This window comes from Gilliamella bombi, assembly GCF_900103255.1.
Taxonomy (GTDB): Bacteria; Pseudomonadota; Gammaproteobacteria; order Enterobacterales; family Orbaceae; genus Gilliamella; species Gilliamella bombi.
This window is the reverse complement of the sequence record NZ_FMWS01000002.1, coordinates 24,636-45,962: the sequence shown is the minus strand read 5'-3', so window position 1 is coordinate 45,962 and position 21,327 is coordinate 24,636. Positions and strand designations below refer to the sequence as shown.

The window sequence follows — 21,327 nt, the reverse complement described above, 5'->3', positions numbered from 1 at the left end:
CCGTAAATTACTTGACGAAGGTCGTGCAGGTGAAAACGTTGGTGTATTACTACGTGGTACAAAACGTGAAGAAATCGAACGTGGTCAAGTACTTGCAAAACCAGGTTCAATCACTCCACATACTGATTTTGAATCAGAAGTGTATATTTTAAGCAAAGATGAAGGTGGTCGTCACACTCCATTCTTCAAAGGTTACCGTCCACAGTTCTACTTCCGTACAACTGACGTAACTGGTACTATCGAATTACCAGAAGGTGTAGAAATGGTAATGCCTGGAGATAACATCAAAATGACAGTATCATTAATTCACCCAATCGCAATGGCAGACGGCTTACGTTTTGCGATTCGTGAAGGTGGTCGTACTGTTGGTGCGGGTGTTGTTGCTAGGGTTATTAAATAATCTAGTATTAGCTACCAATAGAAAGGGTATCAATAGATGCCCTTTCTTATCTAGTCTGTTTAGCAAAATGTTTTTGATAAAAGAGCATTTTGGAAAATAGATATTACTATAAATAACATAATTATGGGTTTTATATGCTAGTAAGTAACGAGAGTCAAGATTCAAATACTATTCTAGACAAATTTAAGTGGTGTTTAGTTTTAGTATTGATTGCATTTGTTGTTTGGGGAAATTTTTATTTTGCTGAACCAAATGATATATATCAACCTAATACAATCGTTCGGATTATTGCAGTTGTTGTAATTTCGTTATTAACGCTGTTAATTGCGATTACAACAAACATGGGTAAGTCATTTTTGTTATTTTTACAAGAATCTAGAAAAGAATTAAGAAAAGTTGTATGGCCAACACGTAAAGAAACAGCACAAACAACTTTACTTGTTGCAGCTATTACACTTTTTGTTGGTTTAGCGCTTTGGGGGATGGATACAGTATTCCGTTTAGTCATCTTTTATTTAACATCAATAGGGCGTTAATATGAGCGAAACACAACAAAAGCGATGGTATGTTATTCAAGCTTATTCTGGGTATGAAGCGAGGGTTGCACAATCATTACGTGAATACATCAAATTACATAATATGGAAGATGCATTTGGTGAAGTTTTAGTACCCACTGAAGAAGTTGTTGAAATGAAAAGTGGTCAACGCCGTAAAAGTGAACGTAAATTCTTTCCTGGTTATGTGCTAGTTGAAATGATGATGAATGATGCAACTTGGCATTTAGTAAAAAGTGTACCAAGAACAATGGGATTCATTGGCGGTACTTCGGATCGACCAGCGCCTATCAGCCAACGTGAAGTTGATGCTATCATGAATCGTTTACAACAAATAGGTGATAAACCACGCCCTAAAACACTATTTGAACCAGGCGAGCTTGTTCGTGTTAACGAAGGTCCATTTGCTGACTTTAATGGTGTAGTAGAAGAAGTTGATTACGAAAAAAGTCGCTTAAAAGTATCGGTTTCTATTTTTGGACGTTCAACGCCTGTAGAGCTAGATTTTAGTCAAGTTGAAAAAAGCTAATCTTTTGATATAGTTTTTCACTGAATTAGCTGTATCTTTTAGAAAACCACAAGAGTCTATCTTGTGGTTTTTGTTTTTATGAAAGAAATATAATGCCTTTAGAAAATTTGAGAATAATAGTTCTATTGCCAATATATTTTATTAAAGTGAATCGCCAAGGTAGATAAAACCACTATAGAATCATAATTTAATTTATTATTAATATAATACAGGTAATCTATTCTTTTTTAGATTTTTTTATTCTTTTACCCATATCAAAGTGATATCCCAACCAATAGTTAGGCCAACGTGCTTCGATTCCTATATTATTAACTATTAAAGCAACCATGACTAATAAAACTGAACCTATAAGTACTGGTGTTATCAAGAATGAATAGTCAGTAATTCCAGACATCATGATTAAAATAGGGTTTGCACCAGCTGGAGCGTGAACTACACGTAGTAACTGCATCAATGCGATAGATGTCCCAACTGCTAATGCTATCGGTATAATTCCATTACTAAATAAATTAATGAACAACACACCTATAAAAGACGAAATAAAATGCCCTCCTATAACACTTCTTGGTTGTGCTAATGGAGATTTAGGTGCAGCAAATAACAAGACGCATGTTGCACCAAATGGAGCCATAATTGCTAATGTATCTCCCCACTGAGTGATTACGAGCAAAGTTAAAATCCCTAAAGTACCCCCAATAAATCCTCTCAATATAGCTACTGCGTTAGGTTTAGGTGACATCACCTCTCCTCCTTTTAATTTTTCTAGCATAAATCTTTCCTGTTTGGTTAATGTGGGATTTTAATAAAACTAGTAAGTCTATTAAGTAAACTGTATCGTTTACTTAATGTATATTTATTAACTATAAAGGTCAAACATTATTTATAATTAACTATATTAGAGTTGTTGTGATAGAATCAAAAATATTCTAGCAATTACAAATAATAAAAAATGAAATTGAAGCCTGAAATTGTTGATATGATACTTGCTGCGGCTGAATCGCTGTTTAATGAATATGGTTATCATCCTGTTAGTTTAGAGCTTATTGCAGAAAATGCAGGTGTATCAAAAAGAACATTATATAAATATTTTGGTGACAAAAATGGGCTTGTAAGTAAAGTGTTACTTAGGCGGAATGATTGTTTTAAAAAATCACTTACAGATGTTATCGCTGTTTTTTCTGAAAAAAAAGACAAAATCAATGCAATTATTTCATGGCATATAAAATGGTTTAAGAATGATAATTACCGTGGTTGTATGTTTGTACGAGCCAAGTCTGAATATAACAATAAAAGCGAAGAAATATGCGCTATTGTTAGTGAACATAAAAAGTGGATTCAAGATAGGATTTTTGAATGTCTAGGAGGCACAAAGTCATGTGAACAAGCATCTTGCCTAATTATGTTAATACTTGAAGGTATGATATCTTGCACATCCGTTTTTGGTATTGAGGGATATGATTTTGAACAGGCAAAAATGTACATCTATGATATCGTCGATAACATTGGCGAGGATAACCTATGAATTTAAATAGCTGGCTTATAGACAATGGATAGCCATTACCTCAAGCCTATTAACCGAAATGATCAATTTAATCTAAGTTAAACGATTCCAATTGTTGTTGTAATTCTAACCATTGTAGTTCTGTTTCTTCTAATTGATTTTTAAGTTGGCTTTGCTCTAGTAACAAAGTTGTAAGTTCGTTTTTTTTGCTCGCATCATAGATTGCAGGATCAGACAGTTGTTCTTCAATTTGCTTTAATTGATGGGTTAATTTATCAAGCATCTGTTCTTCTTTTTGTAACTGTTTTTTTATTGGCTGCATTTGTGCACGTAATTCAGCTTGTTTACGTTTTTGCTCTTTACGATCTTGAGCTGATATATTACTTGTATTTTCTTTTTTTGGTGAATTTATTTCGTCATTTGATTGGTTATCATTTTTTTGTGCTTCGGCTAACCATTTTTGATAATCATCAAGATCACCATCAAAAGGTTCCACTTTATGATCATGGACTAAATAGAATTCATCGGTGGTCGAACGTAGTAAATGGCGATCATGTGACACCACAACTAATGCACCATCAAAATCAATTAGCGCTTCAGTCAACGCTTGTCGCATATCTAAGTCTAAATGATTGGTTGGCTCGTCTAATAAAAGAAGATTCGGTTTTTGCCATACAATTAAAGCTAAAACAAGTCGCGCCTTTTCACCACCCGAGAAAGTTTTAACTGGCTCGGTGACTTTGTCGCCTTGAAAATCAAATCCACCTAAATAATTACGTAGTTCTTGCTCTGTATTTTTCGGTTCGGCAAGTTGCGTTAAATGCCAAAGTGGTGACTCATCGGGGCGTAGATATTCTAATTGATGTTGAGCAAAATAGCCTAATTGAACACCTTTAGCGAGATTAATATGGCCTTCTTTAGGTGCAAGTTCACCAGCTAGCAATTTAATCAGTGTTGATTTACCTGCACCATTGCGTCCTAATAAGCCAATGCGTGAACCAGGGACTAAATTAAGCTTAATTTTTTCTAGTATAATTTTATCATCATAACCCGCTACAACTTTTTCCATCCTTAACAAAGGACTTGGTAAGAATTCTGATGGTTTAAAATTAAAATGAAATGGATTATCGACATGCGCAGGTGCAATTAGTTCCATTCTTTCTAGCATTTTTATACGGCTTTGCGCCTGTTTAGCTTTTGTTGCTTTGGCTCTAAATCGATCAATATAATTTTGTAAGTGTGCAACTTTAAGTTGTTGGCTTTCATAGAGAGATTGTTGTTGTGCTAACTTTGTAGCTCGTTGAATCTCAAATGAGGAGTAGTTACCAGTGTATTCAAATAAACTTTTTTGTTCAATATGAATAATTTTATTGACTAAAGGATCTAAAAAATCACGATCGTGAGAAATTAAAATTAAAGTTCCTTGATAGTTGCTTAGCCATTTTTCAAGCCAAATGACAGCATCTAAATCAAGGTGATTGGTTGGTTCATCAAGCAATAATAAATCAGAACGACACATTAACGCTTGTGCCAAATTCAATCGCATTCGCCAACCACCAGAATAGGATTTAACGGGTGACATTAATTGCTCATTAGAAAAACCAAGACCATGTAATAATGTTGCAGCTCGTGCACGAATTGTCCATGAATCTATGGTATCAAGCTTTTCATGAATGACCGCAATTTGTTGACCATTATTTTGCTCATTGGCAATATTTAACTGCTTTTCTAATTGACGATATTCACGATCGCCATCAATCGCATATTCAATCGCAGGAATATCCAAGGCTGGTGTTTCTTGATTGACCCAAGCCAGTTGCCAGTGAGAAGGAACACTCAATATGCCTGCATCAGCTTGGATTTCACCTTTAATTAGCGAAAAAAGGGTGGATTTTCCGCAGCCATTTTTACCCACTAACCCCACTTTTTGTTGAGGATTAATGGTTGCTGATGCATTATCTAATAGCAGGTTAACGCCACGGCGCACTTGGATCGAATCAAAAACTATCATGATATTTATGTCTATTATTCAAAATAAAGTAGGTTAATAAAAATTGTTTTAATCATCTAAAATCAGGAACGTTATAAAACAATCAATTTAAAAAAAAGCCCTTTGTTGAAACGAAAAGGGCTTAAATTTAATTATTCGTAGGCCTATTTTTTAATTGCTGATAAAGCACGACGGATAAAGAACGTACATATACCAACAAAAACAAAAAGCCCTAAAAGTTGCGGTAACATACCTAAATCGAACGGTATTGCGAGTGGAGCATCATTTCCGCCATTGGTGATACTAATCACAATTACAATAGCCAATAACACGCCAACTAAGCTCTCACCAACAATCAGGCCCGATGCAATTAGCGCCGCTTTACGATCAACTTTTTTGTATTGTTCTTCTGGATCTAAATTTTGCGCTTGGGCTTTTTTGTACGCATTACGTTTAATTATCCATGATAAAAAAGTACCAATAATAATTGGTGTTGTAATGCTTGGCGGTAAATAAATGCCTAACCCAACAGCAAGAGCTGGTATGCGAAAATTAGATTTATTTTGGGCAAGAATTAAATCAACAATAATAATAGCAGCACCTAAAGCAAGTCCTATTAAAATCATCGTCCAGTCAAGTTGATGAGCAAAAATTCCCTTAGCAATTGTTGTCATCAATGTTGCTTGTGGTGCAGCTAAAACTTGGCTTACATCCATATCTTGGCGAGGTAAAGCACCAGTAAAGCCATAAGCGTTATATAAAATCTCTAAAATAGGCGCAATAACAATTGCACCAACAACACAGCCAAGTAATAATGCGACTTGTTGTTTCCAAGGGGTAGCATTAACCAAATGACCTGTTTTTAGGTCTTGTAAATTATCATTTGAAATACAAGCGATCGCCAATACAGCACTAGTTGTAAAGAGCGCAAGTGCGGTTGCAAAATTAGAACCTTCAATAGAAGATAGCATACCATTAGCTTCGCCTAAACCTAATAAGATCAATGAAATGACAACCACAGCAACAATTGCTATTCCTGATATTGGGCTTGCTGATGAGCCAACAAGTCCAGCCATATAACCACAAGCGGCAGCCACTAAAAAACCCATAATAAAAGCAAATAATACAGCGCAAAAAACTAATGTCCAAGCGACGCCTGCTGATAACCCACTATTGCCAATGAAGCTATAAAATGTCACTAACAAAATAGCTAACATACTGCCCATAATGACTAAAATAGTTTTAGGTGATAAATCCCGCTCGGTTGATGCAATATCACTGTCAGACGCATCTGAACGCATACTTTTAAACGAGATTTTTAACCCTTCGGCCATCGGTTTGATTAACGTGAGTAATGTCCAAACGGCTGCAATTGCGATTACCCCTGCACCAATAAAACGAATATCTTTTGCCCAAAATCCCATAGCAACTTCAGATAACGGTTGACTAGTATCATAATCGGTAATTGCACTTAAAATTGGAACGCCAAATACCCAACCAATAATAGTACCAATTAAAATAGCAATTCCAGACATAATTCCGATTAAATAACCAGCACTAAGTAAAGCTAATGAGAACCCCATAGGCAGTTGAAAAATAGACTTACCAGCAGTAAACCAATAAGCAGTGCTTTCTGATAACGCACGAAAACCATTAGTAAAAAGGCTAACAATGGATGCAATCACGCCACCAAATAAAATATCTTTTAGCCCATCATTAGCTTCATTATTATCGGTTTTAGATCCAGCTTTTAAAATTTCAGCGGCAGCCACACCTTCAGGATAAGGTAAATTACTTTTAACGACCATTACATGACGTAAAGGAATTGAAAATAAAACCCCAAGCATTCCGCCTGCGGCACATATTGCAAAGGTTAGCCAAAAAGGAAAGTGTTGCCAATAACCAATCATTAACAACCCTGGTAGCACAAAAATAATTGAAGATAAAGTGCCAGCTGCTGATGCCTGAGTTTGCACCATATTATTCTCTAAAATAGTTGAACCTGAAAACAGTTTCAATACAGCCATTGAAATTACTGCAGCAGGGATTGCTGACGAAAAAGTTAATCCAACTTTTAAGCCAAGATAAACATTCGATGCAGTAAAAATAACAGTAATAAGAGCGCCGAGAATGGTACCTCTTAAAGTAAGCTCGCGTAAATTATTCATATTGTTTAATAACGTTAAATTAATAAGCAGGTATTATATACTTAATTCACATTTATCGGCTAGAAGTTCCGTCTTTAAGGCTATTTTTACAATTTATATTATTATTTTTGGTGAAATAATTATCAATAATAGCAAAATATATAAGCGCCAATGTTTAAAAGAGTAACCGTTTTGCTATGAAACCATTTACAATAGTTCAATCAATGATTGATTTATGAGAGATATTTTGAACGCATTACAACGCTTACAAGCCATAACCAAACAACTTCGTGATCCTGTTAATGGTTGTCAATGGGATCGGCAACAAACTTTTGCATCACTAAAATCGTATACTTTAGAAGAAACCTATGAAGTTTTAGATGCAATTGATAAACAAGACATGGATGAGCTAAAAAAAGAACTTGGTGATCTACTATTTCACATTGTCTTTTATGCTGATTTAGCCCAAGAACAAGGAAGCTTTAATTTTGATGAGATTTGTTTATCGGTTGTAGATAAATTAGTTTATCGTCATCCTCATATTTTTACTGAAAAAAAGAATGAAAAAACTAACTGGGAACAACTTAAACAAAAAGAACGAGACCAAAAAGCGCAATACTCATTGCTTGACGATATACCCCAAGCAATACCAGCGTTAATGCAAGCAGAAAAAATTCAAAAGCGTTGTGCCTCGGTTGGTTTTGATTGGCATGATATAAAACCTGTGCTTGATAAAGTAAAAGAAGAAATTGGTGAAGTCGAGCAAGAATTAGAACGCACTAAACAAGATCCACAAAAAATTGAGGAAGAACTTGGTGATTTATTGTTTGCGACTGTCAATTTAGCTAGACATTTAAAGGTTAAATCAGAACTCTGTTTACAGCAAGCCAATAAAAAATTTACCCGACGATTTCAACAAGTAGAATCGATACTCAAACAAAAAAACTTATCTTTAATTGATGCAACGCTTGAACAAATGGAAGACGCGTGGCAAAGTGTTAAGCAATTAGAACAGATTAAACTCAATAGCGAAGTGAATAAAAATGACTGAACAAAAAAATGAATTATATCAAGAGATCGAAGCATGGGCACAAAATGCGATATTAAATAGTCCAAAATGGAGCATTAATCAGCTCGATTACTCTGAAAAAAGTATTACGGTTGTTGAAATGATCATCAGTGAACTGGCTGAAAAAAACTTTAGCATTCCAGAAGAACAACTCAACATGATATCGCAAGAATACGGATGTTATTTATTGCTCACCGCACATAAAATATACGGAGGTGAGTTTTATTGGAACGAAGAATTTCAACAACCCATGTTAATTTGCTGTGAACCTGATGCCATGATAGTCCTCATGACATGGAACAAAGTAAAAGGACGATTAGTAGGGGATAAAGCCGATCATATTGCTTATTTCTTAGATGAATTTGGCAAAGCTACTTTTCAACCCGAAAAAGGCACTCATGTGGTTTATTTGTAATAAAAATAATCATTCTTAAAATTCTTTACCAATAAAACTAAGCAAGTAGATAAATATTAACAAACTTTACATTACTGAATTGGATGGAGATTGAAAGTGAATTACAAACTTTATATAGGCAATAAAAACTATTCAACGTGGTCTATGCGCCCTTGGGTTGTAATGAAACACTTTGGTATTCCTTTTGATGAAAAGTTTGTTAGATTTGATAACCTTGACGATAAATCTGCTTTTAAAGCAACAATATCCTCAATATCGAAATATGGTACAGTACCAATTTTAGTTGATAATGATGTGGTGATATCTGATTCTTTGGCTATTTGTGAATACTTGGCTGAAAAACATCCCAACTTAGCTTTATGGCCGATAGATACTAAAAAAAGGGCTAATGCTCGCAGTTTAGTGGCTAAAATGCATTCAGGATTTTCTGCTATTAGAAAATATTTACCAATGAATATTGAAGCTGAGTTTTTTGAAATTGGGCAAATTATTTTACGTGATCATGCTGATGTCAAAAATGAAATTTCTCTTGTTGATGAATTATTATCTTCTTTCTTAAATTTTAATTTACCTCAATCTAACTACTTATTTGGTGAATTTACTATTGCTGATGCTTTCTATGCACCAATGTGTTTAAGGCTAAAAAATTTCGGTATCAAAACATCGGCAACGTTAACCAACTACATTAACACTATTTGTCAAACTCATAGTGTTAAAGAATGGATAAGTGAGGCAATGCAAGAAAAAGATTTTATTGTGGTGGATGAACCTTATCGTCTACACCGTTAATTAACAAATTCTAAGATATTTTTAAATTACTCGTGTGATAGCCTCGAATCTTTGAGGCTAAACAGATACTTTGTACACTAAAAGCAACGTTATTACTGTCTAAATAACTTAATTATTCATAAATAGTTGTTAATCGAGAAAATCTTGTTCTTAATGAAATATAATCTTTTGAAAAATAATTAAATTTAATTTCTATCTCTTGGTTTATTAATTTAAATTTCATAATAACATAAGGATGAAAATCAAATTCTATAATAAAATAAGAATGAAAATTAAATTTAATAGTAAAATGAGGATGAGAATTAAATTTAGCTGAGAATAAATCATCATAATTAAGCCTTGTTACAATTTTATTTGTATCTTTATCTGTAAAACAGATTTGTTTGTTCATTCGATCAAAATACATAAAATTCTCGTAGGTTTTATCGCAATAAAAATTTGAACGCACAAACTCATCCTTAAACTCACTTTTAAAAATTTTAATATGTTTATTAATAATAATATTTGTGTATTTAATAAATACCAGATAGTAAGCTAAAACGCCAATAATGATAAATATGAGTCCAATATAATAATTTTTGAATAAAAAACTGCAAAAAGAAAAGGCCCCCAAAAGTGGCAAACATCCGCCAGCAATAAATCTTGTAATTGAAAATAACACCTATACCTCCTTTGTATTATGTGTAAATTATATTTTGAAAAAGATATTCAATATAATCAAGCTTTAATTCCTATAGTTAAACGTATAACAGCCTGAACATTTTTATTTTTTTAATGCTTCTTAAGCTTAGTAGGGTTTAGAACATTTTGGCCTTTTACGCAAGTTAATAATATCAGTGATATTGTCCAAATTAGGTTATTTTTATGCAAAATTTCATAATGCCTAGCGACACCTCCCTGATTGAAATACTAAACAGTTTTAGTTATCGACAGTCGATAATGTGCAAAAAATTCCCTATCCCTAAAGTTGAATTATTTTCATCTTTACATTTCTTTACAAAAAAGTCCGCCAAAAAACTAGCCAACAATTTTTAAAATGATTATACTTTTATCGCTATAGGAAAACAAGCTTATTAAATAAGCAAATAATTATAAAAATTTAAATAAAACAAATAATTACTTGACAGGTGAACCATAATGCATTATCATTTTAGACACCAGACACCAGACACCAGCACTGGCAAACCTATGTCTTAAATTTATTAAATAATCTTATTCGACGTGTTTTTACACTAAGCTCATTTATACCTTCCAAATTATTTCTCAACGAATTATCGAAATTATCGAAATTATCGTTCAAATCACCTAAAACAGCTTTGCTAGTATTAGCACTGTTATTATTGTCATCGTCATGGAATGTTCAGGCGAATGGTAAAAAGGCTCGAGCGGGTAATCGTAGTGATGCAATAATAATACCGTCGCCAGTTATCAATTATGCAAGGCCGAATCTACATGTGGGTACGGGCTTCTCCGCAGGCCCAGCTGACATATGGAATCCTGATAAGGGCTTTTTAGTACAATCAATCAATCCTGAGTCATACAGCCTAAATTTTCCGACTACAGGTGCGCATAATTTATATTTTGATTTACTCATAAGTGGAGTAGATATAAATGAATTGACATGGGACCCCGTTACTTTGGGGGGAATCACTGCAACAGTGACAAATGTTGTAGCTAATGATAGGTGGATTCCTCAAGAAGATAAAGGAGAAGTAGTTGTACGCGTTAAGCTAACAGGTCCAGATGCAAGAAATCAATGGCCTAATCCGAATCCTAACCCAATTGTTATGCCGCAGTTACCACAGACGTTTGAGTTAGTGGGTAGAGATATTAATACTGGTGATGAGGTAGTAAAATATGGATTTGAATTGAGGCAGTGGTTCTTCCCTCGGTGGGGGGATTGGTTGAGATATGATCGTTATAGTGAGGCGTCAGCATGGTGTAATGGTTTGGGTTATCGCATGCCGAGGGTAAACGATTTAACCAATACAATATGTAGTGAGCTCACGGGTTTCCCCTGTATACATGGTGTACGTGGCGCCAAGCCGTGGTCACGAACTTCGTTTTACATGCGTTACATAGGTGCAGGATTTTTCACGGAGTGGGGCGACGTGGGCTACTACGCTGATGCGAACTTCATCGACGCCAAGCCCTACTCCGTCAAAAGCTACTGGACAAGCGACGAGGCAGGAGGTATAGAAGGTATCTATCGATTCGCTGTCGCCTCGGGCAACAACGACGAATTTGATTACAAAGGCAACGTCTTCCCCGTCCAAGCCGACCTTGGCATTTACACTATGTGCACCGCACCTTAGTTTTTAGCGTTTAGCCCTTAATCCTTAGGGCGCGGGGGGAGGTTATGGTGCTTGAGGGGACAATATAGACAAGAATAAAGCCCCCGCGCAAGTTGGGGCGCCGAGCTGGCAAAGCCTGCGAGGCTAGTATTTTAATGACTAAAAGTCAAAAAAGCTTCTGACTGATGATGCCAAAGCAATGATAACTTAATATAATTAAATATTATCATAATAAATATTGAGTAAAATTAGCAACAAATAAAACAGGTTATTTTGTAGCTTACTTTTTTGTTTAAATGTCAAACATTTTTTTTATAAAAATATTAAAAAGTGATGATATACGATTCTAGTAAGGTAATTTTTTGTGGCGTATAATTTGGTTCCATTAATCACTTTCTAGCTGTAAAACCAAGATGAAATTTAATGCAATAATTGTGGCTTTAATGGTTACCAGTCTATCTTGTGCTGCAACAGAACCTGCCCTTCATTGGGGTTATGAAGGCGAAAATAATCCAGAAAATTGGGGACACCTTTCGCCAGAGTTTTCAACCTGCGAAACAGGAAAAAATCAATCACCAATTAACATTGAACATGTTTTTAAAACGCACCACGATAAACTTAAACTGACGTTTAAACTAAGCAAGCAGGAAATCATTAATAACGGTCATACAATTCAAGTTAATGTTAATGATGGCAATACGCTTGAAATTGACAACGAGCTGTTTACGTTACAACAATTCCATTTTCATACGCCAAGCGAAAATAAAATTAAAGGCAAATACTTCCCGATGGAAGCTCATTTTGTTTATAAAAACAAAAATGGCGACTTAACGGTTGTTGCCTTGATGTTTAATAAAGGAAAACCTAATCCTGAATTAGCGAAAGCTTGGCAACAAATGCCAGAAGACGAAGGCAGTACCGCCACATTATCTCAATCAGTCGATATTAAGGCTTTATTGCCAAATAGATTGGATTTTTACCGCTTTAGCGGTTCACTAACAACTCCACCTTGTACTGAAGGCGTTCGATGGATTGTGTTAGAACAAGAAAGCAGTGCATCTGCTGAACAAATCGAAAAATTCCACTCAATCATGCATCACAACAATAATCGTCCAACGCAACCTTTGAATGGGCGAGTGATTGTTGATTAGTGTTTCTAGGCTCTGTTTAGTGTGAATAGAGCCTTGAATTTGTGCATTTATTATCTATCAACAAGTAAGATATATCGCTTATTTTTTAAGTAATTTTCTGCCTTGATAGTCACAACTCATATTCTATAAATACTATTAGTTAGCTTAAATTAGTTCACTTAACTATCGTTGTCTTTCTTAATTGATGAAGGCGATTATATTTAAATTAAGCTAGCAAAGAAAAGTTTTCTAACGATAGGATATTATCTTGTTTGCTAATATAACAATATTAAAAATCCCTAGAATAAACTAAAAATACAACTTAGGTTTGTAATAATACTTAATCAATAATCGATTAGATAATGCAGTTAATTAATGAATTAACTTATTAAAAAAGTTATATTATCTTCCAATAAAAATTACGTTTTATGATTAAAAAGGAATAGTTAACATGAAAGATAAAATTTTTACTATTACAGTAATATTATTAGCTGGGTTTGGCATGTCCTTTTCGGTTAACGCAATTTATGAGATAACTTGCCCCGATTCAGTTCAAGTAAAATCCATTCCGACGGAACTAGAAATATTGCCTGAAGGGTGGCAAATATTCGAACAAAAAAATCAGTTTTTGCAGGTTGATGATGGTGAAGTATATTCTGGTAAACCAGTGAATTTAGGACAGATGATACCTTTTACAATTACTATTAACGGTAAAAAATATAAACATTCATGGCATGTTGATACTAGTTATAATACATCCAATGATACTGGCTACTGGTTTAATTGTTCTTATTCATTTAATCGAGTTCGCCTGATAAAACGTATCGATTCGACCATGAAAACTTGTTGGGTAATAACTTCAAAAGATGCAAAAGGTAAAATGAAAGTAAAACTAAATTGCGATAAAAAAATACATGAAGGTCCACAATCTTTTTATTAAACGTGATGATAAAGTTAGTTTAAGTTTTCACAGTGAGTAAATTAGACAGTAAAAATAACCTTGGCTTGGATAGCTAATAGTCAATGCATTTTTTTTAATAAGATGATGTTAATTAGTCAAAATCATCTTATTTTTATACGATTAATTAGGAATAGAAAACGTGAAAAATAAAATTTTAAATTTAGCAACAATAGCCATAATAGGGGCAAGTTTTTGTGATTCAGTTAACGCAAATGAAGAGATAGTTTGTCCCGAATCGGTAACAATAAAATATTCTAAACCTGATTTAGAAGTTGTACCTGATGGTTGGGAAGTGTCTGAAGAAGGCTATGATATGAAAAAAATTGATAGTTTAATTTTGCCAGAAGATATTGCTCACAGTACTTCTTTACGTCGACTAAATCAAGTAGAAGTATATTCAGGAAAATCAGCCGATTCCGCAAAACAAATAAAACCTAAGCCAGCGACAATAAATGGGAAAAAATATAAGGCAGTTTGGTTGTTAGATGGTAGTAATGATACCAATAAATTGAGCTTTTGGGCTAGCTGCAATTATAGCTATAATAACAAAGTACAACTGATAAAGCCTATTGATGCCTCGCTGAAAACTTGTTGGGCAATTTATACCCAAGATCAGCAACAAGGAACACTTGCTAAATTAGTGTGTAGCGCTGAAAAGGTAAAATAATTTTAGTTTGGATATTCGGGAATGTGTTCAAATTTACCACAAAATATTGTCCATTAAAGATTAATTAAGATGGTCGGTTGTGCCCCCCCTTAATTTTTTGGGATTAGATCGTTATAGATTACTTTTGTATATGTTGATTTATAAAATGAATGACAGGTCGCCAGACTTCCTGTTCTGGTGCTTGATAATCCCATAAAGGTGTAACCAGATCATCTAATATTTTTAATTTAGTGATAAAATTTTTTGAGTAGGTTTGACGTTGTTCTTCCGAAATGGCTAATAATCTTTCTGAAGAAATATATTTGCGCTTTTGCCGTGGGTTTTCAATAAAATTGGCTAAACTACATAATTCTTTTTCATTTTCACATTCTGAATAGGAAAAGGGATAAGTTTGTTCTACTTGTTCAAAAGCATCTGCAATTTGTGGTAAATTTACCGCTTTCATTGCGGGTACGATATATTTTGCTGTAGCATAATTCCATAAAAGATTACACCAACCATCACTTTGCCAGTGGCTGATGGTATGAATGACAACAAAAGCATAAAAGGCATCGCGATCCAGCTTTGTGCTTAGATCAGATTCGCAAGGTATATATTCATAAATTTTATCAAAGATTTCTATTACATCCTCAAAATCAGATAGCTTTTTATTCTGAGTTAACATATTAATTGTTATCATTCTATTTCCTTATCTTATTTTATTTGAATTTTAACATATTTGAAAAGTAATGATATTTTATTTAGTTGCTGTCTTAAAACTATACTTTTTATTGGGTATGTAAAAATTGTGTTGATAATTAAATTTGGATAGATTTTAAAAGGTTTTAATCATTGGATTGGCGTAAAACAGTAAGATTAAATTTATGCTGTTTAGATGAGCAAGAGAGGTTAGTGCAACCTCTCTTGTTCTGCGATAAATGTTAATTTATTTTACGCGTGATACGTATTCACCTGAACGGGTATCTACTTTAAGGATCTCGCCAATTTGTACAAATAAAGGCACGCGAACAACTGCACCTGTTGATAATGTTGCTGGTTTACCACCTGTTCCTGCTGTGTCGCCTTTTAAACCTGGATCAGTTTCGATTACTTCAAGTTCAACAAAATTTGGTGGTGTTACTGCAATCGGTTGGCCGTTCCATAAAGTTAAAATACATTCCGCTTGATCAACTAACCATTTTGCATTGTCGCCAACCGCTTTGGCGTCAGCCGAAAGTTGCTCAAATGTATCGTTATTCATAAAATGCCAAAATTCACCATCGGTATAAAGATAAGTTAAATTCATATCAACAACGTCAGCGGCTTCAACTGATTCGCCTGATTTGAATGTTTTGTCGACAGTTTTGCCTGAAAGTAATTTTTTAATTTTTACACGATTAATAGATTGACCTTTACCTGGTTTATAAAACTCATTTTCAACAATGACACACGGTTCGCCGTCTTGCATTATTTTAAGACCAGCTTTAAACTCATTAGTACTATAAGATGCCATAAAAGCTCCAACTAAAATTCTGAATTACAAAAAATGAGTCGTATTATACAGCAAAAAGTTGAACTACCAAATAATAAAGATGAGTGGATTTTTGATCTGGCCAATGTTGTGACAGATATCAACGTTTTATACTCCTATTTAGGACTAGATCCCAATACCATTTCAATCCGCATGCAACAAGCAAAAAAGGCGTTTCCGCTTCGAGTTCCTAGGGCTTTTATTAATCGAATGGAAAAGGGTAATAGTAATGACCCACTTTTGTTACAGGTGCTTTGTGATGATAGGGAGTTATTAAAAGTTGAAGGGTATAGTCATGACCCATTACAAGAGCAAGATAATGCCATTCCTGGATTATTGCATAAGTATCACAATCGGGCATTATTGATCACTAAGACCGCTTGTGCAATTAACTGCCGTTACTGTTTTAGACGGCATTTCCCTTATCATGATAATCAAGGATCTAAGAAGAATCTTGCCATTGCGCTTGAATATATTGCAAATCATCCTGAACTTGATGAAATTATTTTATCAGGAGGTGATCCGTTAATGGCAAAAGATCATGAAATGGCTTTTTTGATTAATGCACTTGAAAAAATCCCTCATGTTAAGCGTTTACGGATTCATACGCGTTTGGCTGTTGTTATTCCTTCACGAGTAACGGCTGAACTTTGTCGGTTATTTGTTGAAAGTAGGTTGCAAATTGTAGTAATTACTCACATTAATCATTCAAATGAAATTGATAATGCAGTTGCTGACGCAGTTGGGCTTTTAAAAAAGAGTGACGTGATTGTGCTAAATCAAAGTGTATTACTGAAAAATATTAATGATAATGCCAATGTTTTGGCTCAGTTAAGTAATAAACTTTTTGATATTGGCATTTTGCCTTATTACATTCATTTATTAGATAAAGTACAAGGAGCTGCTCATTTTCTAGTTGATGATAACTCAGCTAAATTAATAATGAAACAGCTTGCCGAGCAAGTATCTGGTTATTTAGTGCCTAAATTAGCGCGCGAAATCGGTGGTGAGAAAAGTAAACAAGTACTTACTTTTTGGAATTAGTTAATTGTTTTTTTAGTTATAACTTATTATTTTATAATCTATTTATTCTATTTTATTTTATCGTATGGTAATTAAGGGTTAATGGGATTTATCTGTAAAAATCTCATTGACGAAAAATAAAATAGGCACTATAATTCCGACCTCTTTAATTAATGCTGTGGAGTTTTTACTCTGCAACCTGTTGATAATTAGATTTGGATATAAATCGTCATGAAACGCACATTTCAACCATCAGTATTAAAACGCAATAGAACTCACGGTTTCCGTGCTCGTATGGCAACTAAAAACGGTCGTCAAGTTCTTGCTCGCCGTCGTGCTAAAGGCCGTGTTCGTTTAACTGTTGCTAGCTGATTTAAAGTTGGGTGATTAAGTTCACTTTTCCTCGGGAGTTGCGGTTGTTAACTCCCTTTGATTTCAATCATGTCTTCCAAGAGTCCATTCGGGCTGGTTCTCCGTTTTTAACTTTAGTTGCACGAAAAAATAACTACAATCATATGCGGTTAGGGTTTGCTATAGCTAAAAAACAAGTGAAACGAGCTCATGAGCGTAATCGTATAAGGCGACTGGCTAAAGAGTATTTTCGGCTTCATCAACATCAATTTCCTAATATTGATTTTATTGTGATGGCCAAACAGCCAGTTATCGACTTAGATAATCAGCAACTCGTTGAAACACTGAATAAATTATGCCAACGAATCATAGCCAAATACGAGGCTTGAATAAATTTAAATTGATTATTAAACAGCATACTTATGCATTTAACTATATGATAGTTAATGTTTTTGTGTTTTTTGTTCGTGTTTATCAACGTTTTATTAGTCCTTTATTAGGTCCTAAATGTCGCTTTACACCGACATGTTCACAGTATGCAATAATTGCACTGAGACGCTTTGGATTAATAAAAGGTGGTTGGCTAACCGTTAAACGTGTATTAAAATGTCATCCTTTACATGAAGGAGGAGAAGATTTTGTTCCTCCAAAAATTAAAACCAATAGAGAAAAACACTAATGGGATCTCAACGTAATATTTTAGTCATTGCTTTACTTTTTGTATCTTTTTTTATTTGGAAAGCGTGGGAAGAAGATCACACACCTAAACCCCCGATCGAAAACCAATTAACACAACAAAGTGATGATGGCTCAATAGCTGGCGCAGTAGGTAAAACAATTACTGTAAAATCAGATGTGCTGTCACTCACTATTAATACTTATGGTGGGGATGTTCAGGCTGCACAATTATTGAAATATGAGCAAACGCTTCATTCTGGTACGCCTTTCCAATTATTAACATCTCGTCCAGATTTTGTTTATGTTGCTGAAAGCGGATTAACAGGTAAGGATGGTCCTGATAATGCAAATCAAGGATCAAAACGCCCAGTCTATCAAACTGAAAAGTCAGAATATGTTTTAGCTGATGGGCAAGATGAATTGCGTGTTCCTCTTACTTATCAAGTTAATGGTGTAAGTTATACTAAATACTATATATTACACCGTGGTAGTTATTCTATTGATGTTCAGTATGATATTAATAACCAAAGCAGTGCACCTGTTGATGTTGCCATGTATGGTCAATTAAAACAAACAATTAAATTACCTGATGATATTCCAACCGAAGGTGGTAGTGGATTAGGACAAAGCGCATTCCGTGGTACAGCTTACTCTAGTTCTAGTTCTAATTATAGTAAATACAGTTTTGATGATATCAAAGATAAAGCTTTATCGGTTGAGACTCAAACGGGTTGGATTGCGATGTTGCAACACTATTTTGCTTCCGCATGGGTACCCGCACAGGATAAAAATAATCTATTTTATTCTCGTGCAACGACTAATAATTCTCAAGCAACAATTGGTTTCAAAAGTGAATCAGCAGTTATTCCTGCGGGGAGTTCACAAATTATTGGTGCAAAATTATGGTTAGGACCAGAAATTCAAAGCCAATTGAAAGAAACAGCCAATCATCTTGATTTAGTTGTTGACTATGGATGGTTATGGTTTTTATCACAACCGTTGTTTTATTTGTTGAAGTTTATTCAGAGTTTTGTTGGTAACTGGGGCTTCTCAATTATTGTTATCACATTTATTGTTCGAGGTATTTTATTCCCATTAACTCGTGCTCAGTATCGTTCAATGGCGAAAATGAAGTTGTTACAGCCTCGCATACAAGCTTTAAAAGAGCGTTATGGTGATAATAGGCAAAAAATTAGTGTAGAAACAATGGCGCTTTACAAGCAAGAAAAAGTAAATCCATTAGGTGGTTGTCTGCCATTAATTATCCAAATGCCGATTTTTTTATCATTGTTCTATATGTTAAGTAGTACAGTTGAACTACGACATGCGCCATTTGCGCTTTGGATTTATGATTTATCAGCGCAAGATCCATACTATATTTTGCCTTTATTAATGGGTGTCAGTATGTTTTTAATTCAGAAAATGTCACCAACACCTGTTACCGATCCACTACAACAAAAATTAATGACTTATATGCCATTAATTTTTACGTTGTTCTTCTTATGGTTCCCATCAGGCTTGGTTTTATATTATATCGTCAGTAACTTATTCACAATTGCTCAGCAACGAATTATTTACTGGGAACTTGAGAAAAAGGGACTTCACGAGAAGAAAAAGAAATAGTATCGATTAAAAGGAGGAGTAATCCTCCTTTTTTGTTTTTATCTTTGGTGTTAATAATATGAATATACAGCAACAATTTAATTTAATAGGTAATGAAAACGGTTATTGGTTTGTAAGTGCTAATGGACGATTATGGCTGCCTAATGGTGAAGTTCCTGTTGGGTGTGCTGATGAATTTGGTTTTACCAATAAACTTGCTCAACCAATAGGTGAATGGAATGGGCAAACAGCTTGGCTGATTTGTGATGAAATGAAAAATGCGATGAGTTCAGTTCGTTCATTACTTGATAGAACAGATCAATCATTATTTAATTTAGCTGGTCGGGCTGTGCAACTTTCTGAATTTTATCGTTCCCATAAATATTGTGGATATTGTGGGCATGAGATGTATATCAGTAGCACAGAATGGTGTTGTCTATGCGATCACTGTAAAGAGCGTTATTATCCACAAATTTCGCCATCTATTATTGTGGCAATTCGTCATAATAATAAAATTTTATTAGCAAAACATGTTAGGCATAATCAAGATAACTTATATACCGTTTTAGCTGGTTTTACTGAAATCGGTGAAACAATGGAAACAGCCGTTGAACGAGAAGTATTTGAAGAATCAAAAATAAAAATTAAAAATATTCGTTATGTTGGTTCGCAACCTTGGCCATTTCCAAATTCATTAATGATGGCTTATTTAGCTGATTATGATAGCGGTGAAATAGTGGTAGATAAAAACGAACTCATTGAAGCAAATTGGTACCATTATACAGAGTTACCTAAAATTCCTGAGTATGGCACCATTGCTAGACGCTTAATTGAGGATACAATTATACTTTGCCGCGAATATGATGAATATGGCAATGACTAATTATATTGAATTGTTCTTGTTAGATTAACTGTTTTTGATTCGTCACCTGTTGTAATACACACAGCTTTAGTCCAATCACTGTTTGGATTATAATCTGAATAAGTACAAGTTTCTATTAGTTCTACCTCTTGTTCGTTTTTATCATTAATGATGATGTCTCCATTTGATGATAATTTAAAGGTTTTGATAATAGTTTTTTCTAATTGATTGTTTGCGTTATATACAAATTCTTTTTCTTGAGCCAACACAGGGAATTTTGTTTTTTCATCTACAGGAATATAGGCATTATATAACACGAGTTCTACACGATTGTTGTCATAAATAATTTTGCTGTTAAAAATGATATTATTTTCTGCAAAATGCGATAGAGTTGTTTCAACTAAACGATCTTGTTCATCGAACTCTGAACTTGCGACGATATCATTTTCATTGTTTTTCATACCTAGTATATTTTGTGAAGAATCAAAAGTAATATCGTAAACGTTTCTGGTATCGCCCATGCCGTAGCTATATTTAGCTGTGTCGTAGTTAATTTCGCCATGTAGCCCTTCTAAATCATAATTAGCTACAAAGCCTTTGTCATTGTAGTTAATTATCTTAGTTGATGAGCCTTGAATATGCTGTTGTTTAATCATTTTACTAAATGGTAAGAGCTCTGGCTCAGTATGGAAAAGGTAGCTATTAATAACTGCTGTTGGTAGTTGTGGTAAGGATTTTTTGTCAGATGTTTTTTTATCATCGCAACCGTTAATTAGTAATGTACTGCTAATTATGCACGTATATAAAAATAAATTATTTTTTCTCATAGTTCTATTTTCCTTTTATCCTGTTTTC

Annotated in this window: 24 protein-coding genes; 17 read left to right on the top strand and 7 right to left on the bottom strand. The window is 34.1% G+C overall.

Features of this window, described 5'->3' with window-relative positions:
* The 3 genes from B9N71_RS00590 to nusG all read left to right on the top strand — a co-directional run.
* On the top strand, positions 1 to 400 hold a 400-nt coding region (locus tag B9N71_RS00590; RefSeq protein ID WP_503100222.1), incomplete at its 5' end, for an EF-Tu C-terminal domain-related protein.
* A 134-nt stretch (positions 401 to 534) separates the two neighbouring features.
* Positions 535 to 936, top strand: a complete 402-nt coding sequence (secE, locus tag B9N71_RS00585) for a preprotein translocase subunit SecE (RefSeq protein ID WP_034913628.1) — start codon at positions 535 to 537, stop codon at positions 934 to 936.
* Between the two features lies 1 nt (position 937).
* Positions 938 to 1,483, top strand: coding sequence for a transcription termination/antitermination protein NusG (nusG, locus tag B9N71_RS00580; protein ID WP_034913625.1), 546 nt, complete (start codon positions 938 to 940; stop codon positions 1,481 to 1,483).
* Positions 1,484 to 1,700: 217 nt separating this feature from the next.
* Here nusG and B9N71_RS00575 read toward each other — a convergent pair whose 3' ends face one another.
* Positions 1,701 to 2,252, bottom strand: a complete 552-nt coding sequence (locus B9N71_RS00575; protein WP_085163737.1) for an HPP family protein — start codon at positions 2,250 to 2,252, stop codon at positions 1,701 to 1,703.
* A gap of 180 nt (positions 2,253 to 2,432) precedes the next feature.
* Between B9N71_RS00575 and B9N71_RS00570 the strand changes: the two genes are divergently transcribed.
* On the top strand, positions 2,433 to 3,005 hold the full coding sequence (locus B9N71_RS00570; RefSeq protein WP_065560458.1) for a TetR/AcrR family transcriptional regulator: 573 nt from the start codon (positions 2,433 to 2,435) through the stop codon (positions 3,003 to 3,005).
* 67 nt (positions 3,006 to 3,072) lie between these two features.
* Here the strand turns inward: B9N71_RS00570 and B9N71_RS00565 are convergent, their stop codons facing one another.
* Together B9N71_RS00565 and B9N71_RS00560 are read right to left on the bottom strand one after the other, a co-directional pair.
* Complete coding sequence (locus B9N71_RS00565; RefSeq protein WP_085163736.1) at positions 3,073 to 4,995, bottom strand: ABC transporter ATP-binding protein; 1,923 nt, start codon at positions 4,993 to 4,995, stop codon at positions 3,073 to 3,075.
* Between the two features lie 143 nt (positions 4,996 to 5,138).
* Complete coding sequence (locus tag B9N71_RS00560) at positions 5,139 to 7,142, bottom strand: OPT family oligopeptide transporter (protein WP_085163734.1); 2,004 nt, start codon at positions 7,140 to 7,142, stop codon at positions 5,139 to 5,141.
* 214 nt (positions 7,143 to 7,356) lie between these two features.
* Here B9N71_RS00560 and mazG point away from each other — a divergent pair, with 214 nt between their 5' ends.
* The 3 genes from mazG to B9N71_RS00545 all read left to right on the top strand — a co-directional run bounded on the left by mazG (position 7,357) and on the right by B9N71_RS00545 (position 9,394).
* On the top strand, positions 7,357 to 8,172 hold the full coding sequence (gene mazG / locus B9N71_RS00555) for a nucleoside triphosphate pyrophosphohydrolase (RefSeq protein ID WP_065589849.1): 816 nt from the start codon (positions 7,357 to 7,359) through the stop codon (positions 8,170 to 8,172).
* Positions 8,165 to 8,605, top strand: coding sequence for a phage holin family protein (locus B9N71_RS00550; RefSeq protein ID WP_034913613.1), 441 nt, complete (start codon positions 8,165 to 8,167; stop codon positions 8,603 to 8,605). The genes mazG and B9N71_RS00550 overlap by 8 nt, the downstream gene beginning before the upstream one ends.
* Positions 8,606 to 8,701: 96 nt before the next feature.
* Positions 8,702 to 9,394 carry a glutathione S-transferase family protein gene (locus tag B9N71_RS00545; protein WP_208610394.1) on the top strand — a complete coding sequence of 231 codons (693 nt, stop codon included), beginning with the start codon at positions 8,702 to 8,704 and terminating at the stop codon, positions 9,392 to 9,394.
* A 112-nt stretch (positions 9,395 to 9,506) separates the two neighbouring features.
* On the opposite strand, the gene B9N71_RS00540 is transcribed toward B9N71_RS00545, so the two are convergent.
* Positions 9,507 to 10,055 carry a hypothetical protein gene (locus B9N71_RS00540; RefSeq protein WP_085163733.1) on the bottom strand — a complete coding sequence of 183 codons (549 nt, stop codon included), beginning with the start codon at positions 10,053 to 10,055 and terminating at the stop codon, positions 9,507 to 9,509.
* Positions 10,056 to 10,734: 679 nt separating this feature from the next.
* Between B9N71_RS00540 and B9N71_RS00535 the strand changes: the two genes are divergently transcribed.
* From B9N71_RS00535 to B9N71_RS00520, 4 genes are all read left to right on the top strand, one after another.
* Positions 10,735 to 11,709: a hypothetical protein gene (locus B9N71_RS00535; protein WP_085163731.1), complete on the top strand. Its 975-nt coding sequence runs from the start codon at positions 10,735 to 10,737 to the stop codon at positions 11,707 to 11,709.
* A 392-nt stretch (positions 11,710 to 12,101) separates the two neighbouring features.
* The gene (locus B9N71_RS00530; protein ID WP_034914950.1) at positions 12,102 to 12,839 is read left to right on the top strand and encodes a carbonic anhydrase; all 738 of its coding nucleotides are present in this window, start codon (positions 12,102 to 12,104) and stop codon (positions 12,837 to 12,839) included.
* 430 nt (positions 12,840 to 13,269) lie between these two features.
* Positions 13,270 to 13,758 carry an STY0301 family protein gene (locus tag B9N71_RS00525; RefSeq protein WP_034914955.1) on the top strand — a complete coding sequence of 163 codons (489 nt, stop codon included), beginning with the start codon at positions 13,270 to 13,272 and terminating at the stop codon, positions 13,756 to 13,758.
* 160 nt (positions 13,759 to 13,918) lie between these two features.
* The gene (locus tag B9N71_RS00520; protein ID WP_085163730.1) at positions 13,919 to 14,446 is read left to right on the top strand and encodes an STY0301 family protein; all 528 of its coding nucleotides are present in this window, start codon (positions 13,919 to 13,921) and stop codon (positions 14,444 to 14,446) included.
* A 118-nt stretch (positions 14,447 to 14,564) separates the two neighbouring features.
* Here the strand turns inward: B9N71_RS00520 and B9N71_RS00515 are convergent, their stop codons facing one another.
* Together B9N71_RS00515 and efp are read right to left on the bottom strand one after the other, a co-directional pair.
* Positions 14,565 to 15,125: a hypothetical protein gene (locus tag B9N71_RS00515; RefSeq protein WP_065589853.1), complete on the bottom strand. Its 561-nt coding sequence runs from the start codon at positions 15,123 to 15,125 to the stop codon at positions 14,565 to 14,567.
* A 246-nt stretch (positions 15,126 to 15,371) separates the two neighbouring features.
* Complete coding sequence (efp, locus tag B9N71_RS00510; RefSeq protein WP_034914965.1) at positions 15,372 to 15,938, bottom strand: elongation factor P; 567 nt, start codon at positions 15,936 to 15,938, stop codon at positions 15,372 to 15,374.
* A gap of 33 nt (positions 15,939 to 15,971) precedes the next feature.
* On the opposite strand from efp, the gene epmB reads away from it, so the two are divergent.
* The 6 genes from epmB (at position 15,972) to nudC (ending at position 20,493) form a co-directional block, all read left to right on the top strand.
* The gene (gene epmB, locus B9N71_RS00505; protein ID WP_085163729.1) at positions 15,972 to 17,000 is read left to right on the top strand and encodes an EF-P beta-lysylation protein EpmB; all 1,029 of its coding nucleotides are present in this window, start codon (positions 15,972 to 15,974) and stop codon (positions 16,998 to 17,000) included.
* 210 nt (positions 17,001 to 17,210) lie between these two features.
* Entirely contained in the window at positions 17,211 to 17,351 is a 141-nt protein-coding gene (gene rpmH / locus B9N71_RS00500; protein WP_025314679.1) for a 50S ribosomal protein L34, read from the top strand.
* An 11-nt stretch (positions 17,352 to 17,362) separates the two neighbouring features.
* Positions 17,363 to 17,719 (top strand): ribonuclease P protein component, encoded by a 357-nt coding sequence (gene rnpA / locus B9N71_RS00495; RefSeq protein ID WP_080702383.1) that lies wholly within the window; start codon positions 17,363 to 17,365, stop codon positions 17,717 to 17,719.
* 47 nt (positions 17,720 to 17,766) lie between these two features.
* Positions 17,767 to 18,009, top strand: a complete 243-nt coding sequence (gene yidD / locus B9N71_RS00490) for a membrane protein insertion efficiency factor YidD (RefSeq protein WP_034914994.1) — start codon at positions 17,767 to 17,769, stop codon at positions 18,007 to 18,009.
* Entirely contained in the window at positions 18,009 to 19,631 is a 1,623-nt protein-coding gene (gene yidC / locus B9N71_RS00485) for a membrane protein insertase YidC (protein WP_085163727.1), read from the top strand. The genes yidD and yidC overlap by 1 nt, the downstream gene beginning before the upstream one ends.
* Positions 19,632 to 19,689: 58 nt before the next feature.
* Positions 19,690 to 20,493, top strand: coding sequence for an NAD(+) diphosphatase (nudC, locus tag B9N71_RS00480; RefSeq protein WP_065589856.1), 804 nt, complete (start codon positions 19,690 to 19,692; stop codon positions 20,491 to 20,493).
* On the opposite strand, the gene B9N71_RS00475 is transcribed toward nudC, so the two are convergent.
* Positions 20,490 to 21,299 carry a hypothetical protein gene (locus B9N71_RS00475; protein WP_065589857.1) on the bottom strand — a complete coding sequence of 270 codons (810 nt, stop codon included), beginning with the start codon at positions 21,297 to 21,299 and terminating at the stop codon, positions 20,490 to 20,492. The two genes, nudC and B9N71_RS00475, sit on opposite strands and share 4 nt — an antisense overlap.
* Positions 21,300 to 21,327: the final 28 nt, after the last annotated feature.

Bases quoted from the DNA above. Each gene is read 5' to 3' on its own strand.
- secE (WP_034913628.1), top strand. From the start codon at position 535: ATGCTAGTAAGTAACGAGAGTCAAGATTCAAATACTATTCTAGACAAA.
- nusG (WP_034913625.1), top strand. From the start codon at position 938: ATGAGCGAAACACAACAAAAGCGATGGTATGTTATTCAAGCTTATTCT.
- B9N71_RS00575 (WP_085163737.1), bottom strand. From the start codon at position 2,252: ATGCTAGAAAAATTAAAAGGAGGAGAGGTGATGTCACCTAAACCTAAC.
- B9N71_RS00570 (WP_065560458.1), top strand. From the start codon at position 2,433: ATGAAATTGAAGCCTGAAATTGTTGATATGATACTTGCTGCGGCTGAA.
- B9N71_RS00565 (WP_085163736.1), bottom strand. From the start codon at position 4,995: ATGATAGTTTTTGATTCGATCCAAGTGCGCCGTGGCGTTAACCTGCTA.
- B9N71_RS00560 (WP_085163734.1), bottom strand. From the start codon at position 7,142: ATGAATAATTTACGCGAGCTTACTTTAAGAGGTACCATTCTCGGCGCT.
- mazG (WP_065589849.1), top strand. From the start codon at position 7,357: ATGAGAGATATTTTGAACGCATTACAACGCTTACAAGCCATAACCAAA.
- B9N71_RS00550 (WP_034913613.1), top strand. From the start codon at position 8,165: ATGACTGAACAAAAAAATGAATTATATCAAGAGATCGAAGCATGGGCA.
- B9N71_RS00530 (WP_034914950.1), top strand. From the start codon at position 12,102: ATGAAATTTAATGCAATAATTGTGGCTTTAATGGTTACCAGTCTATCT.
- B9N71_RS00525 (WP_034914955.1), top strand. From the start codon at position 13,270: ATGAAAGATAAAATTTTTACTATTACAGTAATATTATTAGCTGGGTTT.
- B9N71_RS00515 (WP_065589853.1), bottom strand. From the start codon at position 15,125: ATGATAACAATTAATATGTTAACTCAGAATAAAAAGCTATCTGATTTT.
- efp (WP_034914965.1), bottom strand. From the start codon at position 15,938: ATGGCATCTTATAGTACTAATGAGTTTAAAGCTGGTCTTAAAATAATG.
- epmB (WP_085163729.1), top strand. From the start codon at position 15,972: ATGAGTCGTATTATACAGCAAAAAGTTGAACTACCAAATAATAAAGAT.
- rpmH (WP_025314679.1), top strand. From the start codon at position 17,211: ATGAAACGCACATTTCAACCATCAGTATTAAAACGCAATAGAACTCAC.
- yidD (WP_034914994.1), top strand. From the start codon at position 17,767: ATGATAGTTAATGTTTTTGTGTTTTTTGTTCGTGTTTATCAACGTTTT.
- yidC (WP_085163727.1), top strand. From the start codon at position 18,009: ATGGGATCTCAACGTAATATTTTAGTCATTGCTTTACTTTTTGTATCT.
- nudC (WP_065589856.1), top strand. From the start codon at position 19,690: ATGAATATACAGCAACAATTTAATTTAATAGGTAATGAAAACGGTTAT.
- B9N71_RS00475 (WP_065589857.1), bottom strand. From the start codon at position 21,299: ATGAGAAAAAATAATTTATTTTTATATACGTGCATAATTAGCAGTACA.